General features: G+C 74.0%; 13 protein-coding genes and 1 pseudogene. 5 read left to right on the forward strand and 9 right to left on the reverse strand.

What is annotated here, in order from left to right; translation table 11 throughout:
* Nucleotides 1-6: 6 nt before the first annotated feature.
* Nucleotides 7-3294: a bifunctional lysylphosphatidylglycerol synthetase/lysine--tRNA ligase LysX gene (lysX, locus tag GEV43_RS20830; protein WP_160822100.1), complete on the reverse strand. Its 3288-nt coding sequence runs from the start codon at nt 3292-3294 to the stop codon at nt 7-9.
* A 186-nt stretch (nt 3295-3480) separates the two neighbouring features.
* Between lysX and GEV43_RS50630 the strand changes: the two genes are divergently transcribed.
* From GEV43_RS50630 to GEV43_RS50640, 4 genes are all read left to right on the forward strand, one after another.
* Nucleotides 3481-5592: a serine/threonine-protein kinase gene (locus GEV43_RS50630; RefSeq protein ID WP_241682985.1), complete on the forward strand. Its 2112-nt coding sequence runs from the start codon at nt 3481-3483 to the stop codon at nt 5590-5592.
* An 89-nt stretch (nt 5593-5681) separates the two neighbouring features.
* The gene (locus GEV43_RS20840) at nt 5682-7505 is read left to right on the forward strand and encodes a serine/threonine-protein kinase (protein ID WP_160822101.1); all 1824 of its coding nucleotides are present in this window, start codon (nt 5682-5684) and stop codon (nt 7503-7505) included.
* A gap of 41 nt (nt 7506-7546) precedes the next feature.
* Entirely contained in the window at nt 7547-8410 is an 864-nt protein-coding gene (locus tag GEV43_RS50635; protein ID WP_241682986.1) for a serine/threonine-protein kinase, read from the forward strand.
* On the forward strand, nt 8410-9105 hold the full coding sequence (locus tag GEV43_RS50640) for a hypothetical protein (RefSeq protein WP_241682987.1): 696 nt from the start codon (nt 8410-8412) through the stop codon (nt 9103-9105). Before GEV43_RS50635 ends, GEV43_RS50640 begins: the two co-directional genes overlap by 1 nt.
* On the opposite strand, the gene GEV43_RS20850 is transcribed toward GEV43_RS50640, so the two are convergent.
* The gene (locus GEV43_RS20850) at nt 9018-9536 is read right to left on the reverse strand and encodes a hypothetical protein (protein WP_160822102.1); all 519 of its coding nucleotides are present in this window, start codon (nt 9534-9536) and stop codon (nt 9018-9020) included. The two genes, GEV43_RS50640 and GEV43_RS20850, sit on opposite strands and share 88 nt — an antisense overlap.
* Nucleotides 9537-9680: 144 nt before the next feature.
* On the opposite strand from GEV43_RS20850, the gene GEV43_RS54980 reads away from it, so the two are divergent.
* The gene (locus GEV43_RS54980; RefSeq protein ID WP_160822103.1) at nt 9681-9977 is read left to right on the forward strand and encodes a hypothetical protein; all 297 of its coding nucleotides are present in this window, start codon (nt 9681-9683) and stop codon (nt 9975-9977) included.
* Here GEV43_RS54980 and GEV43_RS54985 read toward each other — a convergent pair.
* The 7 genes and pseudogenes from GEV43_RS54985 to GEV43_RS20885 all read right to left on the reverse strand — a co-directional run.
* Nucleotides 9920-10138 (reverse strand): annotated as a pseudogene (locus GEV43_RS54985) (DUF6114 domain-containing protein); the annotation flags it as partial. The gene GEV43_RS54980 and the pseudogene GEV43_RS54985 overlap by 58 nt on opposite strands.
* Before the next feature lie 111 nt (nt 10139-10249).
* Nucleotides 10250-10843 (reverse strand): DUF6230 family protein, encoded by a 594-nt coding sequence (locus tag GEV43_RS20860; RefSeq protein WP_160822104.1) that lies wholly within the window; start codon nt 10841-10843, stop codon nt 10250-10252.
* A gap of 274 nt (nt 10844-11117) precedes the next feature.
* Nucleotides 11118-11768: a two-component system response regulator gene (locus GEV43_RS20865; protein WP_160822105.1), complete on the reverse strand. Its 651-nt coding sequence runs from the start codon at nt 11766-11768 to the stop codon at nt 11118-11120.
* A gap of 112 nt (nt 11769-11880) precedes the next feature.
* The gene (locus GEV43_RS20870; RefSeq protein WP_160822106.1) at nt 11881-12546 is read right to left on the reverse strand and encodes a response regulator transcription factor; all 666 of its coding nucleotides are present in this window, start codon (nt 12544-12546) and stop codon (nt 11881-11883) included.
* Entirely contained in the window at nt 12543-13880 is a 1338-nt protein-coding gene (locus tag GEV43_RS20875; RefSeq protein WP_160822107.1) for a sensor histidine kinase, read from the reverse strand. The genes GEV43_RS20870 and GEV43_RS20875 overlap by 4 nt, the downstream gene beginning before the upstream one ends.
* A gap of 134 nt (nt 13881-14014) precedes the next feature.
* Complete coding sequence (locus GEV43_RS20880; RefSeq protein ID WP_160822108.1) at nt 14015-15253, reverse strand: hypothetical protein; 1239 nt, start codon at nt 15251-15253, stop codon at nt 14015-14017.
* On the reverse strand, nt 15246-16388 hold the full coding sequence (locus GEV43_RS20885) for an esterase family protein (RefSeq protein ID WP_160822109.1): 1143 nt from the start codon (nt 16386-16388) through the stop codon (nt 15246-15248). The genes GEV43_RS20880 and GEV43_RS20885 overlap by 8 nt, the downstream gene beginning before the upstream one ends.
* Nucleotides 16389-16613 lie beyond the last annotated feature (225 nt).

Consider the following 16613-nt stretch of genomic DNA (forward strand, 5'->3'; position numbering starts at 1 on the left):
TCCGCGTCACGAGCCCGGACGGACCAGCGGGAACGGGATCGTCTCCCGGATCGAACGCCCCGTCAGGGTGATCAGGAGCCGGTCGATGCCCATGCCCATGCCGCCCGCGGGAGGCATCGCGTATTCGAGGGCCCGCAGGAACTCCTCGTCCAGCTCCATCGCCTCGGGGTCGCCTCCGGCGGCCTGGAGCGACTGCTCGGTGAGGCGCTGCCGCTGGAGGATCGGGTCGATCAGCTCGGAGTAGGCCGTCCCGAGTTCGAGGCCGAACACGATGAGGTCCCACTTCTCGGCGAGGCGCGGGTCCTTGCGGTGCGGCCGGGTGAGGGGGGACGTCTCGGCCGGGTAGTCGCGGACGAACGTCGGGGCCATCAGCCGCTCCTCGACCAGCGCCTCGAACAGCTCCTGGACGATCTTGCCCTGGCCCCACTCCGGCGCGGCGTTCAGCCCGATCCGCTCGGCGTGCGCGCGGACGGCGCGCTGCGGGGTGTCCGGGGTGACCTCCTCGCCGAGCGCCTCGGACACCGACCCGTAGACGGTGATCTCCTTCCACGGCTCGGCCAGGTCGTACTCGGCCCCGTCGCGGACGACGACCGTGGTGCCGAGCGCGGCGCGGGCGGCGGACACGACCAGGTCGCGGGTCAGCGCGGCCATCGTGTCGTAGTTGCCGTACGGCTCGTACGCCTCCAGCATCGTGAACTCGGGGTTGTGCTTCTGCGAGACGCCCTCGTTGCGGAAGTTGCGGTTGAGCTCGAAGACCTTGCCGACGCCGCCGACCAGCAGCCGCTTGAGGTACAGCTCGGGCGCGATCCGCAGGTAGAGCTGCATGTTGTAGGCGTTGATGCGGGTGGTGAACGGCCGGGCCGTCGCGCCGCCGTGGATCGGCTGGAGCATCGGCGTCTCGACCTCCAGGTAGCCGCGCCCGCGCAGCCCGTCGCGGACGGCCGCCACGGCGTCTCCGCGCATCCGCAGCATCCGCCGCGACTCGTCGTTGACGATGAAGTCGACGTAGCGCTGCCGGACGCGCGCCTCGGGGTCGGACAGGCCCGTGCTCTTGTTGGGCAGGGGGCGCAGGCACTTGGCCGTCAGCTTCCAGGACGAGGCGAGGACCGACAGCTCGCCCCGCCTGGACGTGGCGACCTCGCCGGTCACGCCCACCTGGTCGCCGAGGTCGATCAGCGACTTCCAGGACGCGAGGGACGCGTCGCCGAGCGCGTCGGCGCTCAGCATGATCTGGAGGTCGGCGGTCTCGTCGCGGAGCGTCACGAAGATCAGCCGGCCGTGCTCGCGGGCGAGGACGACCCGCCCCGCGACCGCGACGGTCTCGCCCGTACGGCTGTCGGGCGCGAGGTCGGGGAAGCGCGCGCGGATGTCGGCCGCGTAGTCGCCGCGGTCGAAGCCGAGCGGGTACGGCTCCATGCCCGCCGCGCGGATCTGCTCCAGCTTCGCGTGCCGGACGCGTTCCTGCTCCGACAGCCGCCGCTGCGGCGCGCGGCCCGCGTCGGCGGCCTCCTCGATGTCCTTGATCTTGTCGACGAGGTCCCTGGAGGGGACCATGTTGGCGGCGCGGTCGAGCTTCGGCCGGTTCACGCTCGGCAGGAAGCCCTCCGCGCGCGCGTACGCCAGGCCGAGCCGGACGAGGTCGCGGCTCTGGGTGTAGCAGATGAAGCGCGGCCGCCACACCGGCAGGTACTTGGCGTTGGACAGGTACAGCGACTCGAGCTGCCAGAACTTCGACGCGAACGACAGCAGCCGGTAGTACAGCCGCGCGACCGGCCCCGCGCCGATCTGCGAGCCGCGCTCGAACGCCGAGCGGAGCATCGCGAAGTTCAGCGAGAGCTGCTGCGCGCCGACCGCGGCGGCCTTCTCGGCGAGCTTGGCGACCATGTACTCGTTCAGCCCGTTCTCGGCCGCGCGGTCGCGGCGCATCAGGTCGAGCGACAGGCCGCTCCGGCCCCACGGGACGAAGCTGAGCAGCCCGCGCAGCTCGCCCTCGGCGTCGAACGCCTCGACCATCACGCAGCGGCCGTCGGTCGGGTCGCCGAGCCGTCCGAGCGCCATCGAGAAGCCGCGCTCGGTCTGCTCGCCGCGCCAGGCGTCGGCGCTGCGGATCAGCTTGGCCATCTCCCAGCCGGGGATCTGCGAGTGCCGCCGGATCCGGACGGTGTACCCGGCCCGCTCGACCCGCCGGACGGCCTGCCTGACCTGCCGCATCTCGCGGCCGTCCAGGTTGAAGTCGGTGAGGTCGATGATCGCCTCGTCGCCCAGCTCCAGCGCGTCGAACCCGTGCCGCCGGTAGATGTGCGCGGCCCGCTCACCGACCGACACCGCGCCGGGGATCCACGCGTGCGCCTGGCACTCGCCGAGCCACGCCTCGATCGCCTGGTCCCACGACTCGGGGTCGCCGAGCGGGTCGCCGCTCGCGAGCGACACCGAACCCTCGACCCGGTAGGCGATCGCGGCCTTGCCGTTCGGCGCGACGATGACGTCCTTGTCGCGGCGCAGCGCGAAGTAGCCGAGCGAGTCCTGGTCGCCGTACTCGGCGAGCAGCGCCCGCGCGGCGAGCTCCTCCTCGGGGCTGAGCACCGGGTCGCGGCGGCCGGGCTTGAACAGCGCCCAGAACGTGGCGATGAGCAGGCCGGTGCCGAGCACCCACAGGATCGCGTCCACCCAGAGCGGCGCGGACACGTCGATCGGCTTGCCGGTGACGCGCGGGCCGAGCACGGTCTGCGCGACCGCGTAGACGGGGTGGGTCCAGAAGTCGCCGCGCGGGTCGCGGTCGGTGACGGTGACCAGCACCGTGCCGATGCCGCCGCTGACGATCAGCAGGCTGACGAACACCACGACCGCGAGCCGCCGGTTGGCACGGTCCGGGAGCGTGGTGAACTCGCCGCGCGCGCAGACCAGCAGGGTCAGGACGGCCAGGTAGACCGCCGCGGTGACGATCAGCCCGACCGGCGTCGGCTCGTCGGGGTCGAGCAGCGTGGCGAGGGCCTTGGACACGCTGAGGAACGTCAGCAGGCTGAACAGGATCACCAGGATGCGCCACGCGGCCTTCTTCCGGCGACGCACCCCCATGGACAGCAGGATCCAGAGCAGTCCGATCGGTACGCTGGGGGACCAGCCGAGATAGCCGAGCCAGCGCAGGGCCCAGATGTCGGCGATCTCCAGGATCAGCCCGTACGACACCCAGGACAGGAGTGACAGGATCCCGGACAGGCGGGTGTACCAGAAGAAGATCGTCGGAGCGGCCTGGATGAGGCGCCGCCACTCGCCCCGTAGGCCGGTCTCAGCCATGGTCCCCCGTCGCCGTGCCCTGATGCTCTTTTATTTGTACCGGGTGTCACGTCCATCACGCTTTCGTTGCGGCCCAGGTCGTTCCGGCCGCGAACCTTGGCGTCATGGCGGACGTCCTACCGGTAGGGGACCGTGGCTCGCGGGCCGGGTCCAAGATTGTCAGCAAAAATGGATATGGTCGCGGATATGCCGAACGAGACCTCCGGGGAGCGGTTGCTCGCCCGCCGCTACCGCCTGGTGACCCAGGTCGGGCGCGGTGGCATGGGTACGGTCTGGCAGGCTCACGATGAGGTCCTCGGTCGTGACGTAGCGGTGAAAGAGGTCATCCTGCCGCATGGTCTCACCGACGAGGAACGTGCCGTCCAGTACAAGCGGACGTTCCGGGAGGCCCGCACCGCCGCGCGCCTCGGCCACCCCGGCGTCGTCACCGTGTACGACGTGGTGGAGGAGGACGGGCGGCCGTGGATCATCATGGAGCTCATCAGGTCGCGCTCGCTCGACCAGGTGATCAAGCAGGAGGGCCCGCTGGGGATCCGGCGGGCCGCCGACATCGGCCGGCAGATGCTGGCCGCGCTGCACGCGGCGCACGACGCCGGCGTGCTGCATCGTGACGTCAAGCCGAGCAACGTGCTGGTCACCGGCACGGGGCGGCAGGACGACCGGGCCGTGCTCACCGACTTCGGCATCGCCACCGCCTCCGGCGACGCCACCCTGACCCAGACCGGCCTGGTCATGGGCTCGCCCGCCTACATCGCGCCCGAGCGCGCGCGGGGCCGCGTCGCCGGTCCCGCCTCCGACCTGTGGTCGCTCGGCGTCACCCTGTACGCGATGGTGCACGGCAAGTCGCCGTTCGAGCGGCCCGAGCCGATGGCCGCGCTCGTCGCGGTGATCTCCGAGGAGCCCGACCCGCCGGAGAAGGCGGGCCGGCTCGCGCCGGTCATCGAGGGGCTGCTCCGCAAGAACCCCGACCAGCGGATGGACGCGATCGAGGCCGGGGCGCTGCTCGACGACATCGTCCGCCAGGAGAGCGTCGACACCCAGCGCACCCTGGCCGTCGAGGTCTCCCTCGAAGAGCTGATGGGTCAGGCGCCGCCCGCGGAGGACGCGGCGCGCGAGATGCCCGTCCAGGAGCCCGTGCGGGAGGAGCGGCTCGCCAAGAAGCTGCGCCCGAGCCGCAGGGAACGCTCCCAGGACCGCGCGCCGAAACGCCCGCAGGAACGGCCCCGCTCGCAGTCGCGCGACCAGCCCGCCCCGGGCCCGTCGGAGACCGTCAGCGACCCGTACGCCGCAGAGGAGGGCCCGCCGCCCGCGCCTCCCGCCCCGCCCGCCGCGGACGGCCGCACGCGCGTCGCGCCCACGGTCGGCGACGGCGGCGACGGACGGACGGGGCCCGGCGGCGACACCGCGCCCGACCCGGTGACCGACGCCGGCGCGGGCGACGACCCCAACGTGACGCGCGTAGACCGCGGCGCGGCGGCGCGCCCGTCCCGCGACCGCGAACGCGACCGCGACACGACGGGCGACATCGCCAACGATCCCGCCCGCGCGACGTCCTGGCACCAGGGGCCCGCGACCGAGCCCGCGGGCAGCGGCGTGCCCCCGGCGACCGGGCCGTCCGACCGGCCCACGCTCCGGTCGCTCGCCTCCAACCGCAACGCCGTGCTGATCGGCGTCGCCGTCCTCGTCCTCATCATCGTGATCGCCGCCGTCGCGCTCGCCAACAGCGGCGGCGACGGCGGCAAGCCGGCGAAGAAGCAGGCCGCGAGCACGCCGCCGAAGTCCCCGGCCCCCGCGACGTCCGCGCCGCCGTCGTCGGCGAAGCCGAACCCGCCGTCCGTCCCCGAGGGGTTCCGGCTGCACAAGGACAGGACCGGCTACTCGGTGGCCGTCCCCAAGGACTGGTCGGGCCCGAAGCGCAAGAAGTACGGCGACTTCTTCTACTCGCCCGACGACCGCTCCTACATCCAGATCGCGCAGACCGACGACCCGGGCCCGAGCGCGCTCACCGACTGGGAGAAGCAGGAGAACGGCGGCAGCGGCTGGAACGGCTACCACCGCATCAAGATCGCCAAGACGGGCGACCAGCCGCCGGTGCCCGACACCGGCAGCGGCGCGAAGTCCGCCGACTGGGAGTTCACCCACCAGACCGGCAAGGGCCGGATGCACATCCTCAACCGGGGCTTCGTCGCCAACGGCCACGGCTACGCGATCCTGCTGTCCGCGCCCCACGACGGATGGGACGGGACGTTCGCCGAGCTCCAGCCGGTGTACCGCTCGTTCAAGCCCGCGTCCGACTGAGCGCGGCGCCCGGGTCAGCGGTCCGGTCAGGGCATGAAAACGGGGGACGTATGCCGAACCGTTAGCCAGGGTCGGTAAGGTCCCGACTCATGTCGGACGGGGAGAGCAAGGGGCAGGACAAGGGCCGGCTGCTCGGCGGGCGCTACCGGCTCCTGTCGGTGGTCGGCAGCGGCGGGATGGGCACCGTGTGGCGGGCCCGCGACGAGACCCTGCACCGCGAGGTCGCGGTGAAGGAGGTCGTGCTGCACCGCGACCTCAGCGCCGACGAGCGCGACACCCGCCACCTTCGCACCCTGCGCGAGGCGCGGGCGTCGGCGCGGCTCAACCATCCCGGCGTCGTGACCGTGCACGACGTGGTGGACGAGGACGGGCGGCCCTGGATCGTCATGGAGCTCGTCCAGGCGAGGTCCCTCCAGGAGATCGTGGACGAGGACGGGCCGCAGCCGCCCGTACGGGTCGCCGCGTTCGGCCGCCAGATCGTCGCCGCGCTGAACGCCGCGCACGCGATCGGCATCCTGCACCGCGACGTCAAGCCCGCCAACGTGCTGATCACCTCCGACGACCGGGCGGTGCTCACCGACTTCGGCATCGCGCAGATGGCGGGGGACGCGACGCTCACCCACGCCGGCCTGCTCATGGGGTCGCCCGCCTACATGTCGCCCGAACGGGTCAAGGGCGAGAAGGCGGTCCCGGCGTCCGACCTGTGGGCGCTCGGCGCGACCCTGTACGCGGCGGTCGAGGGCAAGCCGCCGCACCACCGCACCGACGCCATGGCCGTCCTCGCCGCCGTGATGACGCAGGACGCGCCGCCGCCGCGCAACGCGGGGCTGCTCGGGCCCGTCCTCGGCGGCCTGCTCGAACGGGACCCGGTGCAGCGGCTCAGCGGCGACCAGGCCGAGGCGGCCCTCGCGCAGGTCGCCGCGAGCGCGTACGCGACGGGGCGGCAGTCGGCCCCGGCGACCGGCGCCGACGCGGCGAATGGGATGAACGCGGCCCCGGCGACCGGCGCCGACGCGACCTCGGCCGACCCCTCGGCCGGGCCGGAGCCCTCGACCAGGGCGTGGACGGCGAGCATGCCAGGGCCGTCCGCCGCGCATCCCGATGCCGGGCCCGTGCCGCCGGACGGCCCGGCCCCGGACCTCACCGACGACTACGCGCGGACGGGTCCGTCCGGGCAGGCATGGATGCCGCAGGGCGCCACGGGGACGTCCGCGGAGCCCGCGAGGCGGCACAAGGCGCTCGTGCCCGCGCTCGCCGGGGCCGCGGTCGCCGCCGTCCTCGCGGTCGCCGTCGCCGTCATGCTCTGGCCCGACGGCGGCAAGGGCGGCAAGGGGGACGACGCGCAGGCGGGGGTGTCCCCGTCGAAGGGGGCGCCCTCGACCGGCAGAGTCACCGACAACTGGCGGTACAACCCGGGCCCCGGGGCGAGCACCGGGCCGAGCACGATCCCGAGGGCGGACCCGCCCCCTCCCCTGCCGCCCGGGTTCCACCGCCAGCACGGGTCCGGGTACTCGGTCGCGGTGCCGCTCGGCTGGCAGCGCCGCACCGAGGGCAACAGCACGATCTGGCTCGACCCCGTCTCCAAGGCGTACGTGCAGGTCGACAGCACGCCGTGGCGGAACGAGCCGAGCGACCCGGTGCGGCACTGGACGCGGTGGGAGCAGGACGCCATCGCCGACGGCAAGATGCCGGGCTTCAGGAAGATCGCGATCACGCCGACGAGCGCGGGGGCGCGCCGGGCGGCCGACATCGAGTTCGTGTGGAACCGGGCGGGCAGCCCGACCCGCGCCAGGGACCGCGGCGTCTACCTCGGCCCGGACCGGGCGTACGCGGTCATGGTCGCCGTTCCGGCCGCGAGGTGGAACCAGTACGGCCCGACCGTGAACAATGTGCTCGACAGTTTCCGACCTTGAGGGTGCGATGACTTGAGGGTGCGACGGGGGATCGTTTAGCCATGGGAGAGGCACGCCTGCTCGGCAACCGCTACCGGCTGGACGCGGTCGTGGGCCGCGGCGGCATGGGGACCGTGTGGCGGGCCTACGACGTCATGCTCGACCGCGACGTGGCGGTCAAGGAGGTCGTGCTGCCGCCGGGGCTCAGCGACTCCGAGCGCGACGTGCTCTACACGCGGACGTTCCGCGAGGCGCGGGCGTCGGCGCGGCTGAGCCACCCCGGCGTGGTCGTCGTGCACGACGTGGTCGAGGAGGCGGGCCGGCCCTGGATCGTGATGGAGCTCGTCCTCGCCCGCTCGCTCCAGGACCTGCTGGACGAGGGGCCGGTCGACCACCGCAGGGTCGCCGAGATCGGGCTCCAGATGCTCGCCGCGCTGCGGCACGCGCACGAGAAGGGCATCCTGCACCGCGACGTCAAGCCCAGCAACGTGCTGATCACCGACGCGGGCCGGGTCGTGCTCACCGACTTCGGCATCGCGCAGGTCGAGGGCGACGCGACGCTGACCCAGACCGGCCTGGTCATGGGCTCGCCCGCCTACATCCCGCCGGAGCGCGCTCAGGGCGAGCGGGCCGTCCCCGCGTCCGACCTGTGGGCGCTCGGCGCGACGCTGTACGCCGCGCTGGAGGGCCACTCGCCCTACGAGCGGTCCGACGCGATGTCCTCGCTCCAGGCGGCGCTGACCGAGCCGGTGCCGCCGCCGCGCAACGCGGGCCCGCTGACGCGCGTGCTGGAGGGGCTGCTCGCGCGCGAGCCGGTGAACCGGATGACGGGCACGCAGGCCCAGCCGCTCCTGGCGCGGGTCGCGGCCATGCCGCCGCCCCCGCCGCCCGCCCCGCCCCGCCGCCCGCGGCGGAGGAGACGGTGATGGACGAGCCGTCCGGCCGGTACCCCTCCACGGTCATCGACGAGGCCGCCGACACCGTGCTGGACCCCGCCGAGCTGGAGGCGATCACCCGCCGCGACCCGCGCGGCGCGCAGGGCCCGCAGGGAGCGCAGGGCGCGCAGGGCCCGCCGCAGCCGCAGGGAGCACAGGGACCGCCGGGCCGGCGGTTCGCGCCGAACGACCCCGAGTCGCGGACGATCGACGAGACCGAGTGGGCGCCGCCGCCCTCCCGCCCGCAGGGCAAGGCGCAGCCGCGGGGGACGGCGCGGCCGCAGTCCTACAACGCGCCCCCGGCCGTACGGCCGACGCCGCCCCCGCAGCCTCCGCAGACGCCGCAGCCGTGGGAGATGCCGCAGCAGCAGTACGGGCAGCAGCAGTGGCAGCAGCCGCCTCCGCCGTCGGACTACCAGGGCGGCGGGGCGACCCGCGGCGCCTCGCGCGAGCGGCGCAAGACCCTCGTGATCGTCACGGTCGCGGTGATCCTCGTCGTGGCGGCCGTGCTCGGCGGCGCGTACATCCTGCGCACGCGCCTGCACGACGACGGCGGCGGCTCCAACGGCATGGCCGGCCGCGTGGGCTCCACGGCCCGTCACGTGGTGATGTCGAGTCCGGAGATCTGCGCGCCGCCGGCCCGTACGGACGGCTGCTCCGACACGACGTCCGTCATCACCATGTAGGGCAGCGTGAGCGGCGGCGGCTGCTCCGGTGTGAACGTCAGGGGGATGCCGAGCAGCTTCGACGACATCCTGGTCGTGTACATGACCACGTCGCCGTCCAGCGTGAGGTTCCCAGTGCGCAGCCGGGTCCGTCCGCCGCCGTTCCGGGTCGTCTGGTCGACGTCCTTCAGGACGGCCTTGGACATGCTGAACTTCAGCGCGCGGACCGTTCCCCTGGCCGACGAAAGCTCGGCGACGCCGTCGTAGCTGAGGCCCGTCATCGTCAGGGACGCGGCGCGGAGCGTCGCGGCGTCGCTGAAGGTGCGCGCCGTTCCCGCGTCCTTGGGCTCGGCCGCGTTCTTCGCGCAGCCGGCCTCGCCGCCGCCCGTCCCGAGCTTGCGGAGCAGCTCGCGAGCCTGCGCCTGGGAGAGCTTGGACGTGTCGGACGGCACCTCGGGGCACCCCTTCCCGCCGTCCGCGGGCTTGGCAGCGGTAGGCGCGACGGACGGCGACGCGGACGGCGACGGCGACGCGGACGGGGATGTGGAAGCGGACGGCGACGCGGACGCGGACGGGGACGGCGACGGGGCGGACAGGTGCAGGCCGAGCAGCGCCGGGAGCGCGGCGGCAGGGAGGCCGAGCGCCAGCATCCGACCGCCGGGGACGACGAGCGCTCCGGGCCCGGCGGCACCGCGCCGTACGGCATGGGCCCGTCCACGACCGTGCCGGGGCCCGGATCGGCGGGTTCCGGCGCGTCCCTGCGGCGCGCGCCCGGCGACCAGGCGAAGCCGAGCGCGCCGCCGACCATCCCGAGCAGCATCCCGACCAGGAACCCGCCGAAGTTGGACGTGAGGAACGACGCGAGCGACAGCAGCACGGCGAGGATGCCGTAGAAGCCGCGCTGCGCGGGCGAGACCCACATCAGCGCGCCGGCGGCGACGAGCAGGGCGCCGATCAGCCAGCTCGCGACGCCCGCCATGCCCTGGTGGACCACCAGCGGCATCGGGGCGAGCGGGATCGCGATGAGCTCGATCCCGCCGAGGACGGCGAACACGCCTCCCCAGAAGGGGCGCGTGCGCCGCCAGCGGCGGAACCCGCGCGGGGCGCGCGGGGCTGGGCGTGGCGGCGCGTCGGGGCGGAGGAGGTCATGGACGGCACCGCGCTGTCAGAAGCACTCGCGCCCGAGCTTCATGCTCAGGTCGCTCAGCTTGAACGTGCCCGCGGTGGTGGCCCAGGCGACCTGCCTGACGTTCTTCAGCGCGATGCTGGACGCCTGCTGGCCGAACATCCCGGCGGGGCCGTGCGCGCCGTTCGGGCCGCGGTCGAGGGTGCTCGCGTCGCGTCCGATCTCGATGTCGTTGAACGTGGCGTCGGCGTTGAGCTGCTCGACGTCCAGCACGAGGTCGCTCGCCTCGACGGGCTTGTCGCCGGTGCCCGCCGTGAGGCGCAGCGTGAACGGCCCGACCTTGACCGACTGGCACATGTTGCGGATCCGCGCCGACTTGATGCCGGAGATCTGCACCGGGTGCTTGCCGCCGTTCTTGGTGGAGTCGACCCCGCCGTACTGGACGAAGCCCTGGCCGTCGAGCGAGTCGGCGCTGACCTTGAAGCTGCCCCCGGACACGGCGAACGACGAGGCGATCGCGCCCTGCGCGGTCATGAAGACGAGGGCCCCGGCCCCGATCGCGGCGGGGGCGGCGATCGCGGCGAAACGCTTCCAGCGGACCCGGCCGAGGGCGTCCTCGGTGGAGTCGGACATATGCACTCCCTGGGGGATCGGGATCGGGGATCGGGGGGTCGGAACGGGCCCCGGTGACACCGGTCACGTCGTGACGATGTGTGCAAGTTACCCCCAAGTACTTACTTCCGACAACCCGGAAGTCGGGGACGTTTGATGGCGAGGTTCAGCGGGTTGACCTGCGAAAGTGCGGAGATCGCCGTCGAGGAAAGGGTTTCCGGTCGTTCAGAAAGTGTTCACTGACAGTGATCATGGACCGGAAGGCGAGGGCGGCTTCGGTGGGCCGGTGGGAGGGTCAGCCTCCGGCGGCGAGGGCGTTCAGGGCCAGGCGGAGGTCGCCGACGTGGGCTTCGAGGTCGTCGAGCGGCTCGCCGCCCTCGCCGCCGCCCTCGCCCGTCTCGCCGCCCGCGGCCGCGGTCGCCGTGCGGAGCCGGGCCACGTCGTGCTCGACGCGCGCGACCCGTTCGTCGATGGCCTTGAGCAGCCGGTCGCAGCCCGGCGCCTCGGCCTCGTCGCCGAGCGACTGCCGCAGCAGCGCGGCCTGCTCGCGGAGCTGGACGTTCTGGCGGTGCAGCTCCACGAAGACCTGCACCTTGGCGCGCAGCAGCCACGGGTCGAACGGCTTGGTCAGGTAGTCGACGGCGCCCGCCGCGTAGCCGCGGAACGCCTGCTCGCCCGCCTCGCCCGCGGCGGTGAGGAAGATGATCGGGATGTCGCGGGTGCGGGCGCGGCTCTTGATGTGCCCGGCGGTCTCGAAGCCGTCCATCTCCGGCATCACCACGTCGAGCAGGATCAGCGCGAACTCGTCGTTCAGCAGCTCGCGCAGCGCGTCGTGGCCGGAGGAGACGGAGACGACCTCCACCGGCAGCGCGTCGAGGACGGCGGCGAGGGCGACCAGGTTCTCCTCGCGGTCGTCCACGGCCAGGATCCTCGTGGCGTTCGGCACCGCACTCCTCCGCGCGTCGGTGACGGCCTGTTCGCACCACCCTGTCACGTCCGCGCCGGGGACGACAGCCGATCGGGGCACAGTACGGGTTTCCGGACGGGCCGGACCGGCCTTACGGCAGCCAGCCGGGCTTGACCAGTCCGGACTCGTAGGCGAACACGACGAGCTGCGCCCGGTCGCGCGCGCCGAGCTTGACCATCGTGCGGCTGACGTGCGTCTTCGCGGTGGCGGGGCTGACCACCAGGCGGGCGGCGATCTCCTCGTTGCTCAGCCCCTCGCCGACCAGCGTCATCACCTCGCGCTCGCGGTCGGTGAGGGCGTTCAGCCGGGGCGAGGGGGCCGGCTCCTTGGCCCGCGCGGCGAACTCGGCGATCAGCCGCCTGGTCACGCTCGGCGACAGCAGCGCGTCGCCCGCCGCGACCGCCCGCACCGCGTGGATCAGCTCGACCGGCTCGGTGTCCTTGACCAGGAACCCGCTCGCGCCGCCGCGCAGCGCCTCGAAGACGTACTCGTCCAGCTCGAACGTGGTCAAGATCACGATCTTGACGCCGTCCAGCCGGTCGTCCGAGGCGATCCGGCGGGTGGCCGCGAGCCCGTCCAGGCCCGGCATCCGGATGTCCATGAGGATCACGTCCGGGCGCAGCCGGCGCGCCTGCGCGACCGCCTCCTCGCCGTCGCCCGCCTCCCCGGCGACCTCGATGTCGGCCTGCGCGTCCAGCAGGGCCCGGAACCCCGCGCGGACCAGCACCTGGTCGTCGGCCAGCAGTACCTTGATCATCCGGCGCTCCCTCGGTGCTCGGCCTCCCGCTCCGCCCCGGCGGGCGGCCCTTCGGGCCCGTCGGCCAGCGGCAGCGTCGCGCGCACCCGGAAGCCGCCGCCGGGGCGCGGCCCGGCCTCGAACGTCCCGCCGAGCGCCGCGGCCCGCTCGCGCATGCCGCGGATCCCGGCGCCGCCCGGGCGGTCGTCGAGCAGCGACACGCCCTGCCCGTCGTCCTCGACCCGTACCGCGATCTCGTGCTCACCGTAGGCGATGCGGACCCGCGCCGTCACCGGGCCGGAGCCCGCGTGCCTGGTCACGTTGGTCAGCGACTCCTGCACGATGCGGAACGCGGCGAGGTCGGCCCCGGCGTGCAGCGGCCGCGGCTCCCCGGTGGTCTCGGCCTCCACCCGCAGCCCGGCCGACCGCGCGCGGGCGAGCAGGTCGTCCAGCCGGTCGAGGCCCGCGGTGGGGGAACGGGGCGCGCTCTCGCCCTGCGAGCGCAGCGCGCCGATCACCGACCGCATCTCGGTGAGCGCCTCCTTGCTCGCCTCCTTGATCGCCGCCAGCGCGGTCCTGGCCTGCCCGGGGTCGTCGTCCATGAGGTGCAGCGCCACCCCGGCCTGCACGTTGATCATCGAGATGTTGTGCGCCAGCACGTCGTGCAGCTCGCGGGCCATCCGCAGCCGCTCCTCGCTCGCCTGCCGCCGCTCCTCCTCGGCCCGCGACCGCGCCGCCGCCGCGGCCCGCTGCGCCCGCATCCGGATCAGCTCGGCCGTCACCAGCGCCAGCAGCGCCCAGCCGACCAGCAGCGACGCCCCGGCGAGCGACGGCTCCTCCACGGGGAACGGCCGCCCGCCCCTGCCGCGCTCGTCCCACGGCACGCCGATCACTGCGGTGAGCGCGAGGTAGGCGGCGATCCCGCCCGCGGCGCCCGCCCAGGCGAACAGGCGGTGGCCCGCCGCGACGGCCGCGACGACCGCGACGAACAGCGACAGGAACGCGGGCCCGTAGGTGTAGGCCCGCAGGAAGTACAGCCCGGTGATGAGCCCGACCGCCGCGAGCGACACGACCGGATGCCGCCGGCGCAGCAGCAGCACGGCCGGCCCGCCGAGCAGCAGCGCGAACCCGAGCAGGTCGAGGTCCGTGCTGTGCACGTCGTCGCCGAAGCCGTGCGGTCCGCCGCCGCGGTCCCAGGGCCCGTCGCCGCGCGGCCCGCGCGGCCCGCCGCCCTGCGCCCCGAGCGACCCCACCACCTGGACGAACGCCAGGAAGATCGGGACGACCCAGACGGGCCATTCGGCGGGCAGCGGCCAGCGGGGCCGGGCGTGGCCGCGGACCGGGGAAGCGCTCATTCCAGCACGTTAAGTCATGGACGCCCGGCGCGGCGTCGGCCGCCGGGAGTGCGCGCGGGTACTCCCGGAGCGGTACCGGACGGGACGGGAGGAAGCCTCCCGGGCGACCCCCCCGAGGGCCGCCCGGGAGGCGGTCACTCGCCCCGGAGGCGGGCGCTCAGCCACTCCAGGACGTGCGGGACCATCGGCCGCCACTCCTTGAGCGTGGCGGGCGCGGCGGGCTTCAGGAACGTCTCGGCGCGCATGGGCGGCTTGACGAGTCCCCGGAACCTCTCGGCCGCCTCCGCGCGCCCGCCCGCGGAGCCGTCGGCGAGCAGGACCGAGACCGGGGGAGGCGGGAGGTGCTCCAGCCGCCAGTGAAGGTCGTTGTCCTGCTCGAAGACCTTGCTGCCGCCGTACAGATCGGGCCGCGGGGCGTTCGACTCGGGCGTGGTCGGCGGGCCCGTCAGCCGCCCGGCGACGGACGCGCCGACGGCGAAGCGGTCGGAGTGCAGCATCGCGAGCCGCAGGGCGCACTGGCCGCTCGTTCCGAACCCGGCGGCGGCCCAGCCCCCGCGCGCGCGGGGGAGGCGGTACGTCTGCGCCAGGGCGGTGGGGAGGTCCTGGGCGTAGAAGGTCTCGGCCTGGCCGCCCCCCTGGCCGGGAAGGTCGAGGCAGGCCGAGGGACGGATCCCGGTCGTGCCGCCCTTCGGCAGCCCCTGCCCCGCGAGCGAGCCGGCGGGCGGGTGCGGGGACGGCGTCAGGCCCCGTACGGAACGGACCATGCCGTAGACGGCCGGCTGCGCCCGTCCCGTCCTGACCGCCTCGGCCGCCGCCGCCGGAACGTTCGCGTCCTTGATCCAGGTGAGCTTGCCGTCGGACCGGCCCCCCGACAGCAGCAGCACCACCGGCAGGCGCTTCTTGGCGTAGGCGGGCTGGAAGTACTGCGGGGGCAGGTAGACGTACGCCTCGGCGTCCAGGCCGCTGCGCGCGCCGCGGAGCCGCAGGTGGTCGACGCGGCCGTCCTTCGCGGGGTCGTGCGCGCGGCCCCGGCGCACCGGGGCGAGGTCGGTGCCGTTGCGGTGCACGAGCCCGGACGGGTCGGCCTCCTTGCCGAGGCTCGGCTGCACCTGCTTGACCTGGACCTTGACGTTGGTGCCGCCGAGCAGGTCGTTCCAGGTGGCGTAGAAGACGAAGTAGCGGTTGGCGACCAGGACGATGGCGGCGGTGAGCAGCACCTGGCACGTGAGCAGCAGGCCGGACCGGGCGGCGATCGGGCGCAGGCCCGATCCGGCGGCGCGCGGCCACAGTACGACGGCGGCGCCGAAGGCTGCCGCGGCGAGGACGCAGACGAGGCCGAGCAGGCCCGCGCTGGTGGGCTCCACGTCACTCACCCCGCAGATGGGCGCTCAGCCACCGGATCACCGGCGGGATGTACTTGCGGAACGTCTTGAAGTTGTGGCCGCCGCTCGGCAGCAGCACCTTGTCGATCACCAGCGGCGGGCGGGCCGCGGCCATGAACCGCTCGGCCGAGGGGAACGTCTTCTCGCCCACGTCGGCGGACGCGACCAGCACCGAGATCGGCGGCTGCGGCAGGTGCTTGAGCCGCCAGGTCAGGTTGTTGCCGCGCCGGATGTCGGCGCTGCCGTCGTAGAGGTCGCGGGTGGTGGTGTCGAGCAGGGCGTGGAAGTGGCCCGCCATGCTCGCCGCCGCGACGAACCGGTCGGAGTGCAGCATGGCGAGCTTGGTGGCGCAGTAGCCGCCGGTCGAGTAGCCCGCGAGGCCCCAGCCCTCGCGGGTGGGCGCCGTCCGGTAGGTCTGCGAGACCGCCTCGGGGACGTCCTGCGCGAAGAACGTCTCGACCTTGGGGCCGCCCGGGACGTCCGCGCACTCGGTGTCCCAGCCGTCCTCGACGGTCGGCCGCATCATCACGTAGATCATCGGCTGGATCTGCCCGGCGGCCTCGGCCTTCAGCGCCTCCTCGGGGATGTGCCCCTTGTCGATCCAGGTCAGCCGGTCGGACGCGGGGTACCCGGCGATGAACACCGCCACCGGGAACCGCCTGGCCTCGTACGGCTTCTGGAAGTACTGCGGGGGCAGGTAGACGTACGCCTCGGACCCGATCCCGCTGCGCACCCCGTGGATCTCCAGGTGCTCGACCTGGCCGTCCTTGGCGGGCTTGCGCCGCGACCCGTGCCCCGGGCCGAGGCCGGCGGAGACCTTGCGGACGACGCGGGTGGCCGCCGCCGCGTCCGGCAGCGCGGGCGGGCGGCCCTGCTGCGTGCGGGCCCCGCCGCCGGCGGCGCCCAGCAGGTCGCTCCACGTGCCGTAGAACAGGTAGTACGCGTTGATCGCCGTGATCAGCGTCAGCACGACCGCCACCTGGCAGCCGAGCAGCAGCCCGGCCCGCGCCGCCACGGCCGCCGGCCTCCCGGCGGCCACCCGCGGCCACAGCCACACCGTCGCCGCGAGGCAGGCGAGCGTGGCCAGGCTCAGCACGCTGAGCAGCCCCCAGCTCGTCAGTTCCACTACCCGGCCCCCTCCGTGCAGGCGGCGCCCGGACGAGCGGGCGCGCGCAGTGACTAACTCGGCGGACGTCCAGCGGAGTTCCAGCGGACGTCCAGCGAGTGTTCAAGAACGCAAAGCGGCGGGTCGCGTCCGGCCGGGCGGCACGGGGACCCGAGAGCGGCGGCGAGGTGAGGCCGCGGTCATGTGAGATGGCGCACTGGCGCACGGTGCCCGCGTCGTACGGTC

The sequence above is a fragment of the Actinomadura sp. J1-007 genome, assembly GCF_009793335.1.
GTDB classification, from domain to species: Bacteria; Actinomycetota; Actinomycetes; order Streptosporangiales; family Streptosporangiaceae; genus Spirillospora; species Spirillospora yumaensis.

What these genes read in the sequence shown, in the direction of transcription:
- lysX (WP_160822100.1), bottom strand. Translation starts at nt 3,294, where the DNA reads ATGGCTGAGACCGGCCTACGGGGCGAGTGGCGGCGCCTCATCCAGGCC.
- GEV43_RS50630 (WP_241682985.1), top strand. Translation starts at nt 3,481, where the DNA reads ATGCCGAACGAGACCTCCGGGGAGCGGTTGCTCGCCCGCCGCTACCGC.
- GEV43_RS20840 (WP_160822101.1), top strand. Translation starts at nt 5,682, where the DNA reads ATGTCGGACGGGGAGAGCAAGGGGCAGGACAAGGGCCGGCTGCTCGGC.
- GEV43_RS50635 (WP_241682986.1), top strand. Translation starts at nt 7,547, where the DNA reads ATGGGAGAGGCACGCCTGCTCGGCAACCGCTACCGGCTGGACGCGGTC.
- GEV43_RS50640 (WP_241682987.1), top strand. Translation starts at nt 8,410, where the DNA reads ATGGACGAGCCGTCCGGCCGGTACCCCTCCACGGTCATCGACGAGGCC.
- GEV43_RS20860 (WP_160822104.1), bottom strand. Translation starts at nt 10,843, where the DNA reads ATGTCCGACTCCACCGAGGACGCCCTCGGCCGGGTCCGCTGGAAGCGT.
- GEV43_RS20870 (WP_160822106.1), bottom strand. Translation starts at nt 12,546, where the DNA reads ATGATCAAGGTACTGCTGGCCGACGACCAGGTGCTGGTCCGCGCGGGG.
- GEV43_RS20875 (WP_160822107.1), bottom strand. Translation starts at nt 13,880, where the DNA reads ATGAGCGCTTCCCCGGTCCGCGGCCACGCCCGGCCCCGCTGGCCGCTG.